The 18,616-nt window shown below is 66.0% G+C and carries 14 protein-coding genes; 2 read left to right on the forward strand and 12 right to left on the reverse strand.

The window, feature by feature from the left end:
* Positions 1-64 precede the first annotated feature (64 nt).
* Positions 65-484 (forward strand): GlcG/HbpS family heme-binding protein, encoded by a 420-nt coding sequence (locus ACXAGF_RS14995; protein WP_475018191.1) that lies wholly within the window; start codon positions 65-67, stop codon positions 482-484.
* A 161-nt stretch (positions 485-645) separates the two neighbouring features.
* Positions 646-2,427: a B12-binding domain-containing radical SAM protein gene (locus ACXAGF_RS15000; RefSeq protein WP_475018192.1), complete on the forward strand. Its 1,782-nt coding sequence runs from the start codon at positions 646-648 to the stop codon at positions 2,425-2,427.
* Positions 2,428-2,480: 53 nt separating this feature from the next.
* Here ACXAGF_RS15000 and ACXAGF_RS15005 read toward each other — a convergent pair whose 3' ends face one another.
* The 12 genes from ACXAGF_RS15005 to ACXAGF_RS15060 all read right to left on the reverse strand — a co-directional run bounded on the left by ACXAGF_RS15005 (position 2,481) and on the right by ACXAGF_RS15060 (position 18,612).
* Positions 2,481-3,872 carry an FAD-binding oxidoreductase gene (locus ACXAGF_RS15005; RefSeq protein WP_475018193.1) on the reverse strand — a complete coding sequence of 464 codons (1,392 nt, stop codon included), beginning with the start codon at positions 3,870-3,872 and terminating at the stop codon, positions 2,481-2,483.
* A gap of 175 nt (positions 3,873-4,047) precedes the next feature.
* Positions 4,048-5,643 (reverse strand): phosphoglycerate dehydrogenase, encoded by a 1,596-nt coding sequence (gene serA, locus ACXAGF_RS15010; protein WP_475018194.1) that lies wholly within the window; start codon positions 5,641-5,643, stop codon positions 4,048-4,050.
* A 72-nt stretch (positions 5,644-5,715) separates the two neighbouring features.
* Positions 5,716-6,897: a phosphoserine transaminase gene (locus tag ACXAGF_RS15015; RefSeq protein WP_475018195.1), complete on the reverse strand. Its 1,182-nt coding sequence runs from the start codon at positions 6,895-6,897 to the stop codon at positions 5,716-5,718.
* Between the two features lie 219 nt (positions 6,898-7,116).
* Positions 7,117-7,920 (reverse strand): outer membrane protein, encoded by an 804-nt coding sequence (locus ACXAGF_RS15020; protein ID WP_475018196.1) that lies wholly within the window; start codon positions 7,918-7,920, stop codon positions 7,117-7,119.
* A gap of 189 nt (positions 7,921-8,109) precedes the next feature.
* Complete coding sequence (locus ACXAGF_RS15025) at positions 8,110-8,925, reverse strand: outer membrane protein (RefSeq protein WP_475018197.1); 816 nt, start codon at positions 8,923-8,925, stop codon at positions 8,110-8,112.
* A gap of 272 nt (positions 8,926-9,197) precedes the next feature.
* Positions 9,198-10,550, reverse strand: a complete 1,353-nt coding sequence (gene glmM / locus ACXAGF_RS15030) for a phosphoglucosamine mutase (protein ID WP_475018198.1) — start codon at positions 10,548-10,550, stop codon at positions 9,198-9,200.
* A 220-nt stretch (positions 10,551-10,770) separates the two neighbouring features.
* Positions 10,771-12,693 (reverse strand): ATP-dependent zinc metalloprotease FtsH, encoded by a 1,923-nt coding sequence (ftsH, locus tag ACXAGF_RS15035; protein WP_475018199.1) that lies wholly within the window; start codon positions 12,691-12,693, stop codon positions 10,771-10,773.
* Positions 12,694-12,885: 192 nt separating this feature from the next.
* The gene (gene tilS / locus ACXAGF_RS15040) at positions 12,886-14,241 is read right to left on the reverse strand and encodes a tRNA lysidine(34) synthetase TilS (protein WP_475018200.1); all 1,356 of its coding nucleotides are present in this window, start codon (positions 14,239-14,241) and stop codon (positions 12,886-12,888) included.
* Between the two features lie 19 nt (positions 14,242-14,260).
* Entirely contained in the window at positions 14,261-15,235 is a 975-nt protein-coding gene (gene ybgF, locus ACXAGF_RS15045; protein WP_475018201.1) for a tol-pal system protein YbgF, read from the reverse strand.
* A gap of 201 nt (positions 15,236-15,436) precedes the next feature.
* Positions 15,437-15,961 (reverse strand): peptidoglycan-associated lipoprotein Pal, encoded by a 525-nt coding sequence (gene pal / locus ACXAGF_RS15050; protein WP_475018202.1) that lies wholly within the window; start codon positions 15,959-15,961, stop codon positions 15,437-15,439.
* Between the two features lie 243 nt (positions 15,962-16,204).
* A complete protein-coding gene (gene tolB, locus ACXAGF_RS15055; RefSeq protein ID WP_475018203.1) occupies positions 16,205-17,509 on the reverse strand; it encodes a Tol-Pal system beta propeller repeat protein TolB in 1,305 nt (434 codons plus the stop codon).
* Positions 17,510-17,544: 35 nt separating this feature from the next.
* Positions 17,545-18,612 (reverse strand): cell envelope integrity TolA family protein, encoded by a 1,068-nt coding sequence (locus ACXAGF_RS15060; RefSeq protein ID WP_475018204.1) that lies wholly within the window; start codon positions 18,610-18,612, stop codon positions 17,545-17,547.
* Between the last annotated feature and the right edge of the window lie 4 nt (positions 18,613-18,616).

Consider the following 18,616-nt stretch of genomic DNA (forward strand, 5'->3'; position numbering starts at 1 on the left):
CGTGGCGCGACGTGCCCGATCCGCCCGGGGCAGGCTAGACTGGCGCCACCAACAGGAGAACCCCATGACGAACTATCGGGAAACGATCTGCCTCAGCCACAAGGGCGCCATGGAGATGCTGGCGGCCGCTGTCGGCCACGCCGAGCGCATCGGCGTGCCGCAATGCATCTTCCTCGTCGATGCCAGTGGCGAGACCATCGCCAGCATCCGCATGGACGGGGCCAAGTATCTCAGCATGCACACCGCGCGGGCGAAGGCGCGCACCGCCGCTTCGGTCAACGGCCCGACCGGCGCCATGCCGGTCGAGTTCGGCGTCGCGGCGGGCATCGCCTCGCAGGGCGGCGTCACCCACCTGCCCGGCGGCCTGCCGATCCGCTTCGGCGGCAAGCTCGCAGGCGCGATCGGCGTCGGGTCCGGCACCGGCGACCAGGATTTCGAGGTCGCCCGCGCCGCCCTCCAGGCCGCTGGCGCCGACCCCGTCTGATCGGGGCCGGCGGCCGCCCTCACCTCAACACCGACACCGGCCTCCGCGCCGGACCGCCGCAAATCGCAGCCCGCTGCGATTTCGGTTGTGGCCGCCTCCGTGTATAATCGGCGAACGGATGATCGTCTGCGAGCGTTCATCGCAACAAGCGGAGGCGTGAAGTGAGGGAAGTTTCATCGCCGCCGCTCCACCGGTTCCAGCTCGTCCTCATCAAGCCGTCCCACTACGACGACGATGGCTACGTCATCCGCTGGTGGCGGGCGATGATTCCATCGAACTCGCTAGCAGCCCTGTACGGGATCGCGGTCGACTGCGCCGAGCGACGGATCCTGGGCCCCGACACCGGGATGGATGTCGAAGCGATCGACGAGACCAACACGCGCGTCGACTTCGGGCGCCTGGTTTCCCGCTTCGCTGACCACGGCAACTTCGGTCTGGTCGCGCTGGTCGGGGTACAGTCGAACCAGTATCCGCGCGCCCTCGACATCGCCCGGCCCCTGCGCGCCGCAGGCATAGCCGTCGCGATCGGTGGCTTTCATGTCTCCGGGTGCCTCTCAATGCTCGACGGCGAGGCGGTCGATCTGAATGCCTGCCGCGACCTCGGGGTCACCATTTATGCAGGCGAAGCGGAGGGACGCCTTGAGGCGTTGCTGCGGGATGCCGCAGCCGGAACCCTCCAGCCCGTCTATGACTACATGCGTGACCTGCCGGGCATGGCCGGCACGCCGATCCCCTTCCTGCCCCGGACGAACGTCAAACGAACGCTGGGATTGAGTTCCAGCTTCGACGCCGGCCGCGGTTGCCCGTACCAGTGCTCATTCTGCACGATCATCAACGTCCAGGGCCGGAAGTCGCGCTACCGCTCGCCCGACGACGTCGAGACGCTTGTGCGCCGCAACTGGCAGCAGGGCATTCACAAGTTCTTCATTACCGACGACAATTTCGCCCGCAACCGCGACTGGGAGGCGATCCTCGATCGGCTCATCCATATGCGCGAGGTCGAGGGCATCCCGCTCGGCCTGATGATCCAGGTCGATACGCTCTGCCACCGCATCCCGCGCTTCATCGAAAAGGCCAGGCGGGCGGGAGTTACACGCGTCTTCATCGGCCTCGAGAACATCAACCCCGACAACCTCGCCGCGGCCAGGAAAGGGCAGAACAAGATCACCGAATACCGCCGGATGCTGTTGGCGTGGAAGAGCGAGGGCATCCTGACGCTCGCGGGCTATATCCTCGGCTTTCCGTCCGACACGCCGGATTCGATCCGGCGCGACATCGCCATCATCCAGCGCGAGCTACCGCTCGACATCGTCGAGTTCTTCTGCCTCACGCCGCTGCCGGGTTCCGAGGACCACCAGACCCTCTGGCGCACCAACGTGCCGATGGAACCGGATCTGAACGTCTATGACGTCGAGCACGTCTGCACCGCACATCCGCAGATGACGAAGCGCGAATGGGAGGCGATCTATCAAGAGGCGTGGCGACTCTATTATACGCCTCGGCACATGACGACCCTTATCCGCCGTGCGAAAGCGACCGGCGTGCCGGTCGCCAGCCTTGTCAAGATGCTCGTCACCTTCAGCACCACCGTCGCACTCGAAAAGGTGCACCCGCTGCAGAGCGGCCTGGTCCGGCTGAAGCACCCGTCCGAACGCCGGCCCGGCCTGCCAAGACCCCGTGCGCTCGCCTTTTGGCCGGCCTTCGTCGCCGAGACCGCCGTCAAGCAGTTCCGGATCGCTGGGGTCATCCTTGGCCTGGCGGGCCGCGCCATTCTCGTCTCGGCACGGCGCGGTTCGCGGACCTATACCGACCTGGCCCTGACCCCCGTCAGCGACGACGAGGAGACGCGCGACCTCTTTACCAAGACCACGGGCGGCCTGGCGGCGGTGGCCCATGCGCACAGGGTCGCCGAACTCACCCACCCGGTGGACGCTTCGCGGTAGCGGACCGCGGTCGCGTCGCCTAAAGGAGCCATTACGGCAACCGGGCCGGCTGCCTAGGCCGCGGGCTGGATGTTCTGGTTCAGGCTGAAGAAGTTCGCCGGATCGTATTTGCGCTTCAGCTCGGCCAGGCGCGCATAGTTCGCGCCGAACGCGGCCCGCACCGCATCCTGTTCGCCCTCGGAAAGATAATTCAAGAGGTAGCCGCCCGTCGCGTGCGGCTGCAGGGCGGCAAAGACGCCTCTCGCCCAGCGGATGTGCGCCTCGTCCTCGGCCGGATCGATCCACTGCGGCATGATGCCGATCAGATAGGCCGACTGGCGCTGCGCAAAAGCATTCTCGTCCACCGGCTTGCGTCCACCCGCGCCTCCGTAGAACTCGACGATCAGTCCCGACATCGGCGAGGTCATCCCCTTGGCCTGTTGGACCAGCGTGTCGAGGACGTCATCCGAAAGCCCGTCGACGAAGGTCGACTTCCAGTAGTTCCGCGTTCCGGCCGGGAATGCACCGTCGAGAATCGACTGCATGGCAGGAAAGGGAAGCGGCCCGACCGCGTCCATCAGTGGTTCGCCGAGCCTTTTCAACGGCGCGATCGCCGCCTCGCCCGCCTTGAGGTCTTCCCCGCTCCAGCAAAGGACGATCGCCGTCGCCGGCGTCCCGTCCGGCGTGCAGATGAACCCGGCATAGACGGTCAGGTCCTCCGGCGCCGATTCCATGAAGTCGCGGTACCCGCGCAGGACATCGCCGCCGGCGGCGCGCGGATAGACGATCAGCCCGCCGAGAACGGTCGAAACCGGGTGGGCCTGGAAGAGGAACGAGGTGACGATGCCGAAGTTTCCGCCGCCGCCCCGGATGGCCCAGAACAGCTCGGCATTCTCCTTGGCGCTGACGGTCCGAACCGCGCCGTCTGCCGTGACGACCTCCATCGACAGCACGTTGTCGCAGGTCGGGCCATGTTTGCGCACCAGCCAACCGACGCCGCCCCCGAGCGTCAGACCAGCGACGCCGGTTTTGGAAACCACCCCGAAGGGAACGGCGAGGCCGTGCACATGCGTCTCGCGATCGACATCCGCGAGTGTTGCACCGCCCTGGACCCGGACGGTTTTGCTGGCAGGATCGACATAGACGCCACGCATGCGCGACAGGTCGATCGTCAGTCCGTCGTCGCAGATCGCGCGCCCGCCGACATTATGCCCCCCGCCCCGCACTGCCACGAGAATATCGTGGTCGCGCGCGAAGTTGACGGCGGCGGCGACGTCCGCAGTGCCGCTGCACCGCAGGATCGCGCCGGGCCGCTTGTCGATCAGGGCATTCCAGATGTGCCTGGCCTCCTCGTAGCTGGCATCGCCCGGCTGTATCAACTCACCGCCGATCTGCGCGGAGAATGCCTCGATCGCCTCGCCGGGCACGGCCTTGCCCGCCCGGTTCTGCAACAACGAACCTGCCATCATCGCCTCCACAGGATTTGTGCCGCCCCCTCGGACCGACATTGCTGTTTGGCGGCTTCATCGGCCGGGCCGCAGTCTACTCGCTTTCGACGCGAAAGTCCTCTGGCACACAACAGCGCAAAGGCCCGCCCGGGACACCGGGCGGGCCTTTCATGTCGTTCTGCCGGGAAGCCTGTCAGTCGACGTTGAACACCAGCGGCTTGGCCTGGCGGATCGCCGGATGGGCACGCAACTTTTCGAGCACGGCCTCGGACACGGCTCCGTCGACATAGAGCAGCGCGATCGCGTCGCCGCCTTCCTTTTCGCGGCCGAGCTGGAAGTTGGCGATATTGACCTTGGCGTCGCCGAAGGTCGTGCCGATGAAGCCGATCATGCCCGGCACGTCGGTGTTGGTGATGTAGACCATGTGGTTGCCGACGTCGGCGTCGAGGTTGATGCCCTTGATCTGGATGAACCGCGGCTTGCCGTCGGAGAACACGGTGCCCGCAACCGAACGGGTCTGGTTGGCGGTGGTGACCGTCAGCTTGATGTAGCCGTCGAACACGCCCGACTTGTCGCGCTTGACCTCGGACAGGATGATGCCCTTCTCCTTCACCATGATCGGCGCCGAGACCATGTTGACGTCGGCCACCTGCGGCCGGATCAGGCCGGCCAGCACGGCGCTCGTCAGCGCCTTGGTGTTCATCCCCGCCGTTGCGCCGTCATAGAGGATCTCGATCTCCTTGATCGCGCTCTCCGTGGCTTGCCCGACGAAGGCGCCGAGCACGTCGGCGAGTCGGATGAAGGGCTTCAGGATCGGCGCCTCCTCGGCCGTGATCGAGGGCATGTTGATGGCGTTCGAGACCGCACCCTTGACGAGATAGTCCGACATCTGCTCGGCGATCTGCAGCGCGACGTTCTCCTGGGCTTCCGTCGTGGAGGCACCGAGATGCGGCGTGCAGACCACGTTCGGCAGGCCGAACAGCGGGCTGTCGGTGGCGGGTTCGACCTCGAACACGTCGAAGCCGGCACCGGCGACCTTGCCGGACTTGAGCCCCTCGGCCAGCGCCGCTTCGGCGACGAGGCCGCCGCGGGCGCAGTTGATGATGCGGACGCCGTCCTTCATCTTGGCGATCGCTTCGGCGTCGATGATGTTGCGCGTCTTGTCGGTGAGCGGCACGTGCAGGGTGATGAAGTCCGCGCGTGCGAACAGCTCGTCGAGTTCGACCTTGGTCACGCCCATCTCCTCGGCGCGCTCCTTCGACAGGAACGGGTCATAGGCAAGGACGTGCATGCCAAGGCCGATCGCCTTCTTGCAGACGATCCCGCCGATGTTGCCGGCGCCGACGACGCCCAGCGTCTTGCCGGTGATCTCGACACCCATGAACTTCGACTTCTCCCACTTGCCGGCCTGGGTGGAGCTGTCTGCGGCGGGGAGCTGGCGCGCGACCGCGAACATCAGCGCGATCGCGTGCTCGGCGGTGGTGATCGAGTTGCCGAACGGTGTGTTCATGACGATGATGCCGCGGCGCGAGGCAGCCGGGATGTCGACATTGTCGACGCCGATGCCGGCGCGGCCGATGACCTTGAGGTTGGTCGCCGCCGCGATCAGCTTCTCCGTCGCCTTGGTCGCCGAGCGGATCGCAAGGCCGTCATAGTTGCCGATGATCTCGGCAAGCTTCTCCTTGTCCTTGCCGATCTGCGGCTGGAAATCGACGTCGACGCCGCGGTCGCGAAAGATCTGGACGGCGGTTTCCGACAGTTCGTCGGATACGAGTACGCGAGGTGCCATGAAGGCCTCCTTCATTCGGTCATTGAAAGGGAGTTCAGGGGCTCCGCCCGCAAGGCGGAGCCGGTCGCGATGTCAGGCCGCAGCCTTGGAAAGCGAATCCTTCTGGGTCTGGTAGGCCCAGGTCAGCCAGGGCAGCAAGGCCCGGATGTCGGCGGTGTCGATCGTCGCGCCGGCCCAGATGCGAAGGCCGGACGGCGCGTCGCGATAGGCGCCGATATCGAAGGCGACCCCTTCCTTTTCCAGCAGGGAAACGATGCCCTTGGCGAAGGCAGCCTGCGCCTCGGCGTCGAGCGCCAGCACGTCCTTGTCTGCGATCGTCAGGCACACCGAGGTGTTGGAGCGGGTGGCCGGGTCCCTGGCGAGGTTCTCGATCCAGTCATTCTTGGCGACGAAGTCGAACAGCGCTTCGGCATTGGCGTCGGCCCGCGCCCGCAGCGCCTTCAAGCCGCCGATCTGCTTGGCCCAGGTGAGCGCGTCGATATAGTCCTCGACGCAGAGCATGGACGGCGTGTTGATCGTCTCGCCAGAGAAGATACCCTCGATCAGCTTGCCGCCCTTGGTCATGCGGAAGATCTTCGGCAGCGGCCAGGCCGGCGCATAGCTTTCCAGCCGCTCGACAGCCCGCGGGCTGAGGATGATGACGCCGTGCGCGCCCTCACCGCCCAGCACCTTCTGCCAGGAGAAGGTGGTGACGTCGAGCTTTGCGAAATCAAGGTTCTGCGCGAAGGCGGCCGAGGTGGCATCGCAGATCGTCAACCCCTTCCGGTCGGCCGGAATGAAGTCGGCGTTTGCAACCCGCACGCCCGAGGTGGTGCCGTTCCAGGTGAAGACCACGTCGCGGTCGAAATCGATCGCGGACAGATCCGGGAGCAGGCCGTAGTCGGCGGTGAGCTTACGCACGTCGGCAAGCTTCAGTTCCTTGACGACGTCGGACACCCAGCCCGCGCCGAAGCTCTCCCAGGCGACCATGTCGACGCCGCGTTGGCCGAGCAACGACCACAGCGCCATCTCGACAGCGCCGGTATCGGACGCCGGGACGATGCCGATGCGGTAGTCGGCCGGCACTTCAAGGATTTCGCGGGTGAGGTCGATCGCCAGCTTCAGCTTTGCCTTGCCGACCCTGGCGCGGTGCGAGCGTCCGAGCGCGGCACCGGAAAGGGCTTCGAGCGACCAGTTCGGGCGCTTCGAGCAGGGGCCAGAAGAAAAATGGGTATTGCTCGGACGCACGTCCGGCGGGGTGACGGTCTTCGTCATGATGGCTATCCTTCCAGATAGAAAGCCCTTCGTTGGGGAAGGGTGTCCCGCCGCTGCTGATATGGGACGGACAATCCGGAGTCAAGCCGCTATGTCGCGCGGCGACGTATTTTCGCCGCAGCCAGAACGGCGGGACCGGCCACGCCATGTCCGGCCCGGAAACAAAAAGGAAGGCGCGGGTCGGGGCCCGCGCCGTTCCGTTCATCACGGCAGGAGGATCTACCAGGTGTTCAAGCGGACACCGGCACGGATCTCGTGCCGCTGGAAGCCATCGTCGCGGGCTTTCGTGCCGGAAGCGCCGAGCGCTTTTTCTGCGTCGCTGTAGCCAAGCATTTCACCACCATCGACGTCCGAGTAGCGATAGCCGACATCGAGCTTGATCCGGTTGGTCAGGTCGTAGGAGGCACCTGCCATCAGCGCATAGGTGAAGCGCCAGCTCTCCTCGCCCGGACTGGTCTCCGTGCCGCAGGGAACGCCACCGCAGGTCGCGCGTGTCGTCGCGTCGTCCCACTGGATGTTTGTGGCGCCGACGCCGGCGCCGACATAGGGCGTGAGCCCGGCATAGGTGCCGAGATCGACATAGCCGTTGACCAGCACGCTGATCGCGTCGAACCCGGTATCGGAGGTGAGATCGCAGCTGCCGCCACCGAACGGGCAGTTGCTGCCGATCTGCGATTCGCCGTCGACGCTGGAGTTGAAGAAGTCCACCGTCAGGTCGGTGCGCAGGAAGTCGTTGAACTGGTAACCCATGCCGACGCCGTAGGAGAACGGCTCGGAGAAGCTGATATCATCGACACTCGTGCTCTGATCCAGCCCATTGAAATCGATATAGCGGTAACTCGGATCACCCCCGTCGATCCAGCCGGAATAGCCGAGGTCACCGCGGATGTACCAGCCTCGCGCGGCGGCGATGGCGACTTCGGGGGCCTCGACCACCGGATAGACTTCACCGCCGGCAAGCGCGCTGCTGGCCGAGAGTCCGGCGACCAGGGCGGCGCCGAGAATTGTCCTTCGCACGATCATGACTCGCCCCCAAAATTGTGGCGGCCGACGCTGCGGCCGGTTTGACTGGTGTCGAGTATTCCAGCGAGAAGTTAAGGGCTGGTTAAGCATGTTTGTTAACCACCACCGGCTAGAAGTCCCCAGCCACCCGCGCATGCGAAAAGCCGCCCGGCAGGGCCGGACGGCTTCGAACGGGAAAGCCTGGATGGCTTACTTGTAGACGATCGGTGCGGGCGGCGGCAGCGGCGCCTCGCAGCTGTTGAAGGTGTAGCGCAGGCCGACGCGGGCCTCGTGCACGTAGAAGCCGTCGTCTTCGCCCGGGCCGCCGTTCGAGGCAAAGCCGAACATGTCGCCACCATCGATCTGTCGGAACCGGTAGCCGGCGTCCGCGGCCCAGTTGCAGGTCAGGTCGACCGAGGCGCCGGCCATCAGCGCATAGGTGAAACGCCAGTCGTCCTCGCCGCTGTGGGTGACCGTGGGATCGCAATTGCCCGGATCGGTAACGTCGCACGAGGTGTTGCGCATGTTGTCCCAGTTGACCCGGGTCGCGCCGATGCCGGCGCCCACATATGGGGTAATGCCGGCATAGGTGCCGAGATCGACATAGGCGTTGGCAAGCAGGCTCCAGGCCGAGAACGAGGCCCGGTCGGAGGACACGCAAGCCACCGCCACGCCGCAGGAGCCGCTGGTCGCCCCCGCAAAATCGCTGTCGAACAGATAGTCGAGCGTCACGTCGGTGCGGAACCAGTCATTCCACTGGTAGCCGATGCCGCCGCCGAGCACCCAGCTGTTGTCGACATCGGTATCGTCGAAGTCCGCTTCGAAACCACCCGGCCCGCCCTGATAGTAGCTGGCGCCGCGCATGTGGGTCCAGGCATAGCCGACGTCACCGCGCAGGTACCAGCCGCTGGACGACACCGCGACCGGAACGGGCGCCGGCACGACCGGCTCTGGCTGAATATCAGCCGCATACGCCGAAGAGCTCGCGATCAGAGCTGCTAGGGCGGCACTCAAGAACTTTTTCATGCCCCAACTCCATAGACAGTGTTTCGGCGCTGCGGACCGTCACAGCACCAAGTCGCATTGATCGGCATGGATAATGAGTGCGAAAGGTTAAGTTGCAATTAACTACGGCGCTTTACCTTAGGTGTTAACACACGGGTAATAAATACCGCCAGCGCCGGCCGGTCGACCTCGCTTACGCGACCGTTGCCGCAGCCAAACAAAAGGGCCGAGGCATGAACCTCGGCCCTGTCTGCAGGTTTCCTGGCACCGGGATCCACCCGGCAGTCAATCCTTCAGGCGGCGCTGCGTACCGAGCCGATCACCGAGACCAGCTCGTCCACGATCCGCTCGACCTTCTCGCGGTCGTCGCCTTCCGCCATCACGCGGATCAGCGGCTCGGTTCCGGACGGACGGATCAGCAGGCGGCCGTTCTTGGCGAGTGCGTTCTCCGCCTCCGCGATTGCCGCCTGGACCGTGGCGTCCTCCAGCGGCTTGCCGCCGGAATAGCGCACGTTCTTCAGCACCTGCGGCACCGGCTCGAAGCGGTGGCAGATCTCGCTGACCGGCTTGCCGCTGCGCTTGACGCAGGCCAGCACCTGCAGCGCCGCGACCAGCCCGTCTCCGGTCGTGCCGAAATCGGACAGAACGATGTGGCCGGACTGCTCGCCGCCGACGTTGAGGTCGTGCTGGCGCATGTGCTCGACCACGTAGCGGTCGCCCACCTGCGTCCGGCTGAGGCCGAGGCGCTTGCCCTTCAGGAAGCGCTCGAGCCCGAGGTTCGACATGACGGTCGCGACGATGCCCGCGCCCTTCAGCATGCCGTCGGCGGCCCAGCTCTCGGCGATCAGCGCCATCAACTGGTCGCCGTCGACCAGCTTGCCCTGCTCATCGACGATCTGCACGCGGTCGGCGTCGCCGTCGAGCGCGATGCCGATGTCGGCACGAACCTCGTGCACCTTGCGCCGCAGCGCCTCGGGATGGGTCGAGCCGCAATCGAGATTGATGTTGGTACCGTTCGGCTCGGCGCCGATCGTCACGACGTCCGCCCCGAGCTCCCAAAGCACGGCCGGCGCCACGCGATAGGCCGCGCCATTGGCGCAATCGACCACCACGCGCAGACCGTGCAGGGTGACGTCGCGCGGCAGCGTGCGCTTGGCATGTTCGATGTAGCGGTCATGCACACCGTCGACGCGCTTGGCCCGGCCGATGTCCCGGGCCTTCGCCAGATACTGCACCGCGTCGCTTTCCAGCATCGCCTCGATCTGCGCTTCCAGGTCGTCCGAAAGCTTGTAGCCATCGGGTCCAAACAGCTTGATGCCGTTGTCCTGGAACGGGTTGTGCGAAGCGGAGATCATCACCCCGATATCGGCGCGCAGCGAGCGCGTCAGCATCGCCACGGCGGGTGTCGGGATCGGCCCGAGCACGAAGGCATCGACGCCGGCGGCGGTGAAACCTGCCACCATCGCGTTCTCGAGCATGTAGCCGGAAAGGCGCGTGTCCTTGCCGATGACGACGCGGTTGCGGTGGGTTCCGCGGCGGAAGATCGTACCCACGGCAATGCCTACGCGCATCGCAAGATCCGGCGTCATGGGGAAGGTATTGGACTGGCCCCTGATGCCGTCCGTGCCAAAATAGCGACGTTTCATTTCTTCTCCTGCTGTCGTGGTCGCGGATGTCGCTTTCGCCAGCGCCATGGGATCCGCCTCATTCCAACTCATTTCCGTCGATGCGCCTTCTTGCCACAGAAAGGAGGGCCAAGCACCTGAAATTCAACCCGGCCGCGTTACAGGCCGTTACCGGCCCGTGTCCAAAAAAGAACCGGCCGCATGATGCGGCCGGTCGGTTGGATTGCCAGGTGTCGACAGGCTATTGCGGCTGCGGCTCGAGGCCACCTTCCGCCTCGCCGCCCTTCTTCTGCCCGGCCTTGGGCACGGCGGAGCCGCGGCTCGGGGGTGTGTCGTCGCCGAGGTCGCGGGCGGGCTTCTCGCCACGGATCAGCGCCTTGATCTCATCGCCGGTGAGCGTCTCGTACTCGAGCAGGCCTTCGGCCAGCGCCACGAACTCGTGGTGCTTCTCGGTCAGGATGCGCTTCGCCTCGGCATAGGCCTCGTCGATCAGGCGGCGGATCTCGTTGTCGATCTTCTGCGCCGTCGATTCGGAGACGTTCTTCGACTGGGCCACGGAGTGGCCGAGGAAGACCTCCTGCTGGTTCTCACCATAGGCCACCTGGCCGAGCTGGTCGGAAAAGCCCCATTGCGTCACCATCGCCCGGGCGAGCTTGGTTGCCTGCTCGATATCGGAGGAGGCGCCGGAGGTGATGTTCTCCTTGCCGAAGGTGATCTCCTCGGCGACGCGGCCGCCCATCATGATGGCGAGACGCGACACCATCCACTTGTAGCTCATCGAATAGCGGTCGCCCTCCGGCAGCTGCATGACCATGCCGAGCGCGCGGCCGCGGGGGATGATCGTCGCCTTGTGCAGCGGATCGGCGGACGGCACGTTCAGCGCGACGATGGCGTGACCGGCCTCGTGATAGGCGGTCAGCTTCTTCTCGGCCTCGGTCATGGCGGACGAGCGACGTTCCGCGCCCATCATGATCTTGTCCTTGGCGTCCTCGAATTCCTGCATGGTGACGAGGCGCTTGTTGCGCCGCGCCGCCATCAGCGCCGCCTCGTTGACGAGGTTCATCAGATCGGCGCCGGAGAAGCCCGGCGTGCCGCGGGCCAGCACCTTGAGGTCGACGTTCGGCGCCAGCGGCACGTTGCGGACATGCACCTTGAGGATGCGCTCGCGCCCGACGATATCCGGGTTCGGCACGACCACCTGGCGGTCGAAGCGGCCCGGGCGCAGCAGCGCCGGGTCGAGTACGTCCGGCCGGTTGGTCGCGGCGATCAGGATGATGCCCTCGTTCGCCTCGAAGCCGTCCATCTCGACCAGCAACTGGTTGAGCGTCTGTTCGCGCTCGTCGTTGCCGCCGCCGAGGCCGGCGCCGCGGTGACGGCCGACAGCGTCGATCTCATCGATGAAGATAATGCAGGGCGCATTCTTCTTCGCCTGCTCGAACATGTCGCGGACACGCGATGCGCCGACGCCGACGAACATCTCGACGAAGTCGGAACCGGAAATGGTGAAGAACGGCACGTTCGCCTCGCCGGCGACGGAGCGGGCCAGCAGCGTCTTGCCGGTGCCCGGAGGTCCGACCAGCAACACGCCGCGCGGAATTCGGCCGCCGAGCCGCTGGAACTTCTGCGGGTCGCGCAGGAACTCGACGATCTCCTCCAGGTCCTGCTTGGCCTCGTCGACGCCGGCGACGTCGGCGAAGGTCACGCGCCCGTGCGCCTCGGTCAGAAGCTTGGCCTTGGACTTGCCAAAGCCCATCGCGCCGCGCGAGCCACCCTGCATCTGCCGCATGAAGAACAGCCAGACGCCAAGGATCAGCAGCATCGGCAGCAGCGTGCCGATATAGCTCAGGAAACTGTTCGATCCGTCCGTCTCGGGACGGGCGTTGATCACGACGTTCTTCGTCTCCAGCCGCTCCATCAGCGCGTCATCGACGCTCGGCGCGTAGGTCTGGAACGTCGCTCCCGTTTCCGCATAGCTGCCGACGATCTTGTTGCCGGTAACCACGACCTCCTTCACCCGATTGCCGTCCACTTCCTTGAGGAACTGCGAGTAGGGAATGTCGCGCGAGCCGGTCTGGGCCGGGCTCGTCTGGAACATGCTGAAGAGAGCGATCAGCAGAAGCGCTATGATGGCCCACAGGGCGACATTGCGAAAGTTTGGATTCATCGGGCTTTCCGGGCACTTTCTCGGCTGCAGGTTTGCGCCGCTTCATTTGCACCTAACATAGGGTCGCACCACCACCTTGCCAAGGCAGTCCGAAGCCGCCAGGGCCATTTCTGACATTATCATTGACGCCCATGGCGGATTTGCGGTTGCCGCAGGATACGACGACAGCGGCAACCGCCATTTTTGCCTATTTTACAGGCTTTCGCCACGGAGCCGAACGTCGCACCCGGGGCCGTTCGGCGGCGCAGGATAGCGTTGCCGGCCGAAAAGCTGCGCCAGCGCGTCGGCGAGCGGCAGGTCGAACACCGGCAGGTAGCGATCATACGGCGACAGCACCGGCACGAGCGCGAATTCCGCAGGGTCCGCCGGCGCGCCTGCGGCCATCACGACCGGACGGCTGCGGGCGGCCCGGGCGGCGACGCCCAGCGGAACGCGGTCCCGGTCGGGCGCATGCGCATTGTCCGCCGCCAGGATCGTCAGCGGTCGGTCGCTGCTGTTGATGATCCGCCACCGGCGGTCCCAGACCGCCTCCTCGAATGGCGCCACCCCGACCGCATCGATGCCCCGGCACTCGCGGTAGAGAAAGAGCCCTTCGCGGCGCTGGTCGAATACCACCCGCCCCGCGGTCATCCGCGACAGGGTCTTCGCCCGGAGAAAGGCCCGCACGCGCTCCGCGGAGGCAGCCTCCAGCCGATGCTCCCTGCCTCCCAGCGCCGCAACCAGCGCCAGCAGCCCCGACCACGCGGCGGCATCGCCCAGCGCGGACACGATCGCCGCATGCGGCAGCCTGGCAAGAGAGGCATCGAAGACCATGGCTTCGCGGGTGAGAAACGCTCCTGCCAGCCGCGACGACAGGCAGCGTTCCATCGCGACCCCTTGCCCGGTCGCCTCGTCCGCGCGCGCGCCGCTCGTCGCCACGTCCGCGAGCCGGACCTGGACCCGCTCGAACCGGCGGCTGGCGTTGCTCGGGTCCTCGACCCAGTCCTGACCGCGGTCGCGGAGATAGGTCCGGATGACGGCGCCGGACACGCCGAGCAGCGGACGCAGCACCCAGACCTGGCCGAAAAGCAGGGTAGCCGGCGCAATGCCGGCAAGGCCAGCGCCGCCATCGCGGCGCGCCCTGCGCATGGCGATCGTCTCGCGCTGGTCGTTGAAGTTGTGCGCAACCAGAATGGCGTCGGCGCCCGCCTCGCGCGCGGCCTGCGCCAGCAGCGCATGGCGCGCCTGTCGCGCGGCCGCCTGGATGCCGGTTGCCGGCTTCGGCCCCTCCCAGCGGCGCGTCGCATGCGGGATGCCGCGGCGCGCGCAAAGGTGCGCAACGAAGTCCGCCTCCCCGGCCGAGCCGGTGCGCAGCGCATGGTCTACGGTGCAGGCAAAAAGGGAAAAACCGGGAAACCGCCCCGTCTTCAGCGCCTCGTCCAGGGCGACGAGCAGGCCGACAGAATCGCCGCCGCCGGAAACGGCAACAAGCAATCTGGCAGGTTGTGGGAAATGGTTCAGAAAGTGGAGGACCGCCTCACTGATGCCCTCGGGGTGCGGGCTGGTCACGGTATCGCTCCGTCAGGGCTCAGCAGGAAAGCCGGCTTTGCTCGCTGGTAACCTTGGCCTTCACGGCCTTGGAGGCGTTGGGATAGCGCTTGCCCACCTCGCGCAGCGTGGCGCAGGCGGTCTCGCGATTGTCGAGCGCTGCCAGCGACATGCCGAGCTTCAGCAGCATTTCCGGCGCCTTCTTGGACTTGCCGTAGGTCTGGTGCGCGTTCAGGAAGGTCTTCGCCGCCTCGTTGAAATTGCCCTGCGAGTACTGCGCCTCGCCCAGCCAGAAGCTGGCATCGGCCGCCTTGTCGCCTTCCGGGAAGACCTCGAGATAGTCGCGGAACTCCTTCTCGGCGAGCGCGTAGTCGCCCGACAGCACGTGGCCGTAGGCGGCGTTGTAGATGTCGTCCGGCTGGTCCAGCGAAGCGGAATCCGGTCCGGCCGACGCCGACGCGCCGGGCTCGATCTCCGGCAGCGGCGCACTGCCGATCGAGGCGCTTTCATTCATGTCGGCGCCGATCGGGTTGCCCTGCTCATCGAAGCGGATCGTGCCGAGGCTCTGCGGTTGCGTCCCGGCCTGGCCGACGGCCGCCGTGTCCTGGGTGCCCGCGGCGGACGGATCCGCCGGGGGCTCGGTTGCTGCCGTCTGGCTCTCGGCGCCCTGACCGGACGGGCGCTCCAGCGCGCCGCTCTGGCCCGAGCCCTTGCCGCTTTCCAGGTCCTGGAAGCGGTACTCGTTGTCCTCCTGCGTCTTGCGCAGCTGCTCCTGCATCTGCAGAAGCTGGAAGCTCATCTCTTCGATCCGTCCGTTGAGCGACCGGATCTCCTCTTCGAGTTGGCCGAGCCGTGTCGCCTCATTGGCTTGGGCAAGCACGATCTCCTTGTCGGCGTTGCCGCCGCCCGGCATCAGGCGCTGCGCCAGCGCCGACAGCGGCGACGCCTGCAATGCGTGCACCGGCCCGGCAAAGGCTGCCAAGCCGATCAGGCTTGCCGCGACGATTTTCTTCATTTGACGTTTCCCGTTGGTCCCAATCCGCGCATTTCGCGCTGCCGCAGGTTTTTCCAATTGCTTCCAAAAAGCAACGGAGTTCGGCCAAAGTGTGATAAAAAACCGCGCGCAGCGAAGCAACGGCCGTTTTGGCCGGACATGAAAAAGGCCCGCCATCGCTGGCGGGCCCGAGCACCGGCAACCGGAGCTGCCGGTATGCAATCACATGCCGGCGCCGCCGAGGACGGTGACGGCGCGACGGTTCTGCGACCAGCAGGAAATGTCGTCGCAGACGGCGACCGGGCGCTCCTTGCCGTAGGAGATCGTCTTCATACGGCCGGCCGGTACGCCGCGGCTGGCAAGATACTGCTTGGTCGCGGTTGCGCGGCGCGCGCCCAGGGCCAGGTTGTACTCGCGGGTCCCGCGTTCGTCGGCATGGCCCTCGATGGTGATCCCGTAGTTCGGGTACTTCTGCAGCCACTGCGCCTGCTTGTCGAGCGTCGCGGCGGCGTCGGCGCGGATCGTGGTCGAGTCGGTGTCGAAGAAGATGCGGTCACCGACGTTGACGGTGAAGTCCTGCGTCGAGCCGGGGGTGGCATTGCTCAGGCCGAGTTCGCCGGCGCTGTTGGGCAGGTTCTTCTTGTTGGCGCAACCGGCCAGCGCCAACCCCATGAAGAGAGCGAGCATGACGGGGTTGCGGGCGAGGTTCTGCATGCGGCCAGCGGCCCGGGTTTCAATGCGGCTCATCAGCCGGTCTCCTTGAGTCAGTTCGATATCGCTTGGGGTTCAATCAGGGTTGCCAGACTGTAACCGCGCGCGGTTAATCCGCATTCAACGATTATGGTTAACAAACGCTTGCGGTTTTCTCCCCGGAAAGGCTGGAGGCGTCAGCGGAACGACGGCCGTCGCCGAATCCCTAGCCCTGCCATGCCGTGGTTTGCAGCACTTTGAGGCGAGAAAGCGGCGGTCGGTTCGCAAACCGGGGGACAACTATTCCAGAAGCGGAGACCAGGCCGGGTCGGAGGCGAAGCCGTTCGTCGGGATCTGCTGCTCGTTGTAGCCGGTCAGGTCGATCGAAAAGAGCTGCGGACCGCCGGCACCGGCGTTCTGGCGGAAGAACATCAGCACGCGACCGTTCGGTGCCCAGGTCGGGCCCTCGTTGTGGAAGCCGGTCGTCAGGATGCGTTCGCCCGAGCCGTCCGGCTTCATCACGCCGATCGAGAACTTGCCGCCGGACTGCTTGGTGAAGGCGATCAGGTCGCCGCGCGGCGACCACACCGGCGTGGAATAGGAGCCGTCGCCGAAGGAGATGCGGTTCTGGCCGGAGCCGTCGGCGCTCATGACATAGAGCTGCTGGCGGCCGCCGCGGTCGCTTTCGAAAACGATCTGGCTGCCGTCGGGCGAATAGGACGGGCCCGTGTCGATCGCCGCGGTCGAGGTCAGGCGCGTGGTCGTGCGCGAGCGCAGGTCCATCGTGTAGATGTTGGCGTTGCCCTCCTGCTGCAGGCTCATGATGACGCGCTGGCCATCCGGCGAGAAGCGCGGCGCGAACGTCATGCCGGGGAAGTTGCCGACCACCTCGCGCTGCCCTGTCTCGAGCTGCAGCAGGTAGACGCGTGGCTGCTGCCCTTCGAACGACATGTAGGTGATTTCCTGGCGGTTCGGCGAAAACCGCGGCGTCAGCACGATGTCGTTGGCATCGGTCAGTGCGCGGGCATTGGCGCCGTCCTGGTCCATGATGGCGAGCTGGCGACGCCGGGCATTCTTCGGGCCGCTTTCGGCGACGTAGACGACGCGGGTGTCGAAATAGCCCTTCTCGCCGGTCAGGCGCTCGTAGATGGCGTCGGCGATGATGTGCGCGACACGACGCCAGTTTTCCGGCTGGGTGAAGAACTGCTGACCGGTCATCTGCTGGCCGGCAAAGGTATCCCAGAGGCGGAATTCGGCGCGCAGGCGGCCGTCGCCCTCCTGCGTGACGCGGCCGGTGACGAGCGCCTGCGCGTTGATGACCTTCCAGTCCTCGAAGCGCGGGGCCTGGTCGGGGTTGGAGATCTTCTCGATGAAGGCCTGCTTGTTCACCGGAGCGAACAGCCCCGACCGCTTCAGGTCGGCGGCGATCACGTCGGTGATCTTCGCTCCGAGGTCGCCGCCGGAAACGAAGTCAGTTACCGCGATCGGCAGCGGCTCGACATTGCCCTTGTTGATGTTGATCTCGACGAGCGCCCAGGCCGGCGACACCGTGGCGGCCAGGCCGGACAGCCCGGCGGCGGTATGGAGAAAAGTGCGTCTGAGCATGCGTTCTAGGCCTTCCTAGTTTATGCCACCTGGCATCACATCATTTCGCTCGGGTCGAAGTTCACCACGACTTCGCTCCAGGCGTCGTATTTTTCTTTCGGCAGCTTGTCGAAGGGCGCGGATTTCAGGATCGCACGGCGAGCGCCGCCGGCCAGTGCGCGGCGCGCCGCCTCCGAGCCGCCGCTGGCGACGACCTCTGGCTCGCCGACGATGTTGCCGTCCGGATCGAGTTGCATCGTCACCTTGATGCGGACCTCGGTCGCGTCCGCCATGCCGGGGATGATCGACCAGTTGTTCTGGATCAGGCCGCGCAGCGCGTCCATCTCGCTCATCGACAGCTTCGAACCGCCGGTCGTCTTCTTGCCGCCGAGCGAGGCGGTCTCGGTCGAGCGCTTGGCGCCGCCGCCCTTGCTTTCGGTCTTGTTGAGCAAGGCGGCCACCTCGTCGGCGTTGAAGTCGCTCTCCTTGGCGGAGGCGGCCTTCTTCTGCTCCTGCTTCTTCTCTTCGTTCTTGCGCTCCTCGGTCTTGGCCGTCTGCGCCTGGGCCGGCTTCGGCTTCACCTGCGGAAGGGGCACGTTTTCTGGCAGCGCCTCGGCTTCGGCGGCCTCGGGCGGCGTCTCCTCGGCCGGCTTTTCTTCCGGCTTGGCGTCCGGCTTGACGTCCTGCTTCGGCTCGGCCTCCTTGGCCACCTCCGTCGCCGGCGTTGTCGCCGGTTCGGTCTTCTGCACCTCCTCGACCGGCTCGTCGGCCGGCTCCGGCGTCGGGCGCGGCTTTTCGGCCTTGGCCGGGGCCGCCGCCGTCTCGACGTTCTGCGGCTTGTCGTGCGGTGTCGGCGGAGTCTTAAGGTCGATGTCGTTGTCGCCGGCGTTCTCGGCGTTTTCGACCACATCCTGGCGCTTGGTCGGCACCGGCGCGGACGTCTCCGCCTTCGGCGCCTTCTTGTCGCCCTGCTGGATTTGCGTCAGTTCCTCGATCGGCACGATGTCGACCGGCATCGCCTCGACGTCGGCGACGTCGAAGCTCTCCGGACTGCCGATCGAGACCAGCGCCCAGGTGAGCACCAGTATGTGCAATGCGGCGGATGTGGCGAGGCTGCCCTTCATCGCG

The organism is Mycoplana sp. ABR4_002 (assembly GCF_056159645.1).